Annotated in this window: 3 protein-coding genes; all 3 read left to right on the top strand. The window is 60.1% G+C overall.

Translation table 11 applies throughout. From position 1 onward, the window contains the following. Positions 1 to 378, top strand: a 378-nt coding sequence (locus tag FHP24_RS28520) for a carbohydrate ABC transporter permease (RefSeq protein WP_139679626.1), incomplete at its 5' end; no start/stop codon positions are given. An 11-nt stretch (positions 379 to 389) separates the two neighbouring features. Continuing rightward, positions 390 to 1,214 carry a carbohydrate ABC transporter permease gene (locus FHP24_RS28515; protein ID WP_139679625.1) on the top strand — a complete coding sequence of 275 codons (825 nt, stop codon included), beginning with the start codon at positions 390 to 392 and terminating at the stop codon, positions 1,212 to 1,214. Between the two features lie 12 nt (positions 1,215 to 1,226). After that, positions 1,227 to 2,231, top strand: a complete 1,005-nt coding sequence (locus FHP24_RS28510) for an ABC transporter ATP-binding protein (protein WP_139679624.1) — start codon at positions 1,227 to 1,229, stop codon at positions 2,229 to 2,231. Positions 2,232 to 2,234 lie beyond the last annotated feature (3 nt).

The following is a 2,234-nucleotide window of genomic DNA, read 5'->3' as shown; positions in this document are numbered from 1 at the left end:
TGGCTGCCGTTTGCAACGCTCATCCTTCTCACCGCGCTCCAGTCGCTCGACAGCGAGCAGCGTGAAGCAGCGGAGATGGACGGCGCCAACTTCTTCAACCGCTTCATCTACCTGACGATCCCGCATCTCTCGCGTGCCGTCACGGTCGTCATCCTGATCCAGACGATCTTCCTGCTCGGCATCTATGCGGAAATCCTCGTCACCACCAATGGCGGCCCGGGTTACGCATCCACCAACCTCACCTTCCTGATCTACCGCACGGCGCGTCTCGGTTATGACGTCGGTGGCGGTGCTGCAGGCGGTATCATAGCAGTCGTTCTCGCCAATATCGTCGCCATCTTCCTGATGCGCGCCGTCGGCAAGAACCTGGACAAGTAGGAGAGACGATCATGGCTCGTTCAGTTTCCACCGGAGCTAAGATCGGCTGGAGCATTGCCGCCTGGGTCGTGGCTCTGCTGATCTTCTTCCCGATCCTTTATGCGATCATCACCAGCCTCAAGACGGAACAGGAAGCCATCGCCGGCTTCTCGCTCATCCCGTCGGGTACGTTCGAGAACTACATCACGGTTCAGACGCAGCGCGATTACTTCAAGCCGTTCATGAACTCGGTGATCCTCTCGGTCGGATCCACCATCCTGGCGCTGATCATCGCCATACCGTCCGCCTGGGCCATGGCATTTGCCCCGACCAAGCGGACCAAGGACATCCTGATGTGGATGCTCTCGACCAAGATGATGCCTTCGGTTGCGGTTCTTCTGCCGATCTTCATCATCTTCCGCACCTTCGGCCTGCTCGACAGCCGCATCGGCCTGACCATCATGCTGACGCTGATCAACCTGCCGATCGTGGTCTGGATGCTTTACACCTACTTCCGCGAAATTCCGGGCGAGATCCTGGAAGCCGCCCGGATGGATGGTGCCAGCCTCTGGAAGGAGATCGTCTACGTCCTGACGCCGATGGCCATACCCGGCATCGCCTCGACACTGCTCCTGAACATCATCCTTGCCTGGAACGAAGCGTTCTGGACCATTCAGCTGACGACCACCAATGCGGCGCCGCTGACGGCCTTCATCGCCTCCTTCTCTTCGCCGCAAGGTCTGTTCTGGGCAAAGCTCTCGGCAGCCTCGACCATGGCGATTGCGCCGATCCTCATCCTCGGCTGGTTCAGCCAGAAGCAACTCGTTCGCGGCCTCACGTTTGGCGCGGTTAAGTAAGGAATTCGTCTCATGGGCAGCATTACACTCAAAAACGTCCAGAAGCATTTCGGCGAAGCCAAGGTCATTCCTTCCGTCGATCTGGAAATCAAGGATGGCGAATTCGTCGTCTTCGTCGGCCCTTCGGGCAGCGGCAAGTCCACCCTTCTGCGCCTGATCGCCGGCCTTGAAGACCTGACCGGCGGCTCGATCATCATCGACGGCAAGGATGTGACCGATGCGGCCCCTGCCGCCCGTGGTCTCGCGATGGTGTTCCAGTCCTATGCGCTCTATCCGCATATGACCGTGCGCAAGAACATCGGCTTCCCGCTGAAGATGGCGAAGATGGAACAGGCCGCGATCGACAAGAAGGTCGAAGCTGCAGCCAACGTGCTGAACCTCACCGACTATCTCGAGCGTCGTCCCTCGCAGCTCTCGGGCGGTCAGCGCCAGCGCGTTGCGATCGGCCGCGCCATCGTCCGTGAACCGTCGGCCTTCCTCTTCGACGAGCCGCTGTCGAACCTTGACGCAGCGCTTCGCGGCACGATGCGTCTGGAAATCAGCGATCTTCACAACCAGCTGAAGACGACGATGATCTACGTCACCCACGACCAGATCGAAGCCATGACCATGGCCGACAAGATCGTCGTGCTCAACCGCGGCAATATCGAGCAGGTCGGTTCCCCGATGGAACTGTATCTGACGCCGCGCAACCTGTTCGTGGCCGGCTTCATCGGTTCGCCGCGGATGAACCTTTTGACCGGCGATTATGCCAAGGCCAAGGGTGCCACGACTGCCGGCATCCGTCCCGAGCATCTGACGCTGTCGAAGGAGAGCGGCACCTGGAAGGGCAAGGTCACAGTTGCCGAACATCTCGGCGCCGACACCTTCCTGCATCTCGATGTCGAAGGCATCGGCCAGATGACCGCACGCGCCAGCGGCGAGTTCGGCGCGCGCCACGGCGACACCGTCTACCTGACGCCGGATGAAACCAGACTGCACCGTTTCGACGACAAGGGCCTCGCTATCAAGGCCTGATTG

The organism is Aliirhizobium smilacinae (assembly GCF_006335145.1).
GTDB lineage: Bacteria > Pseudomonadota > Alphaproteobacteria > Rhizobiales > Rhizobiaceae > Neorhizobium > Neorhizobium smilacinae.
Note: the sequence above shows the minus strand (reverse complement) of the source record. Positions and strands in the feature narration are given on the sequence as shown.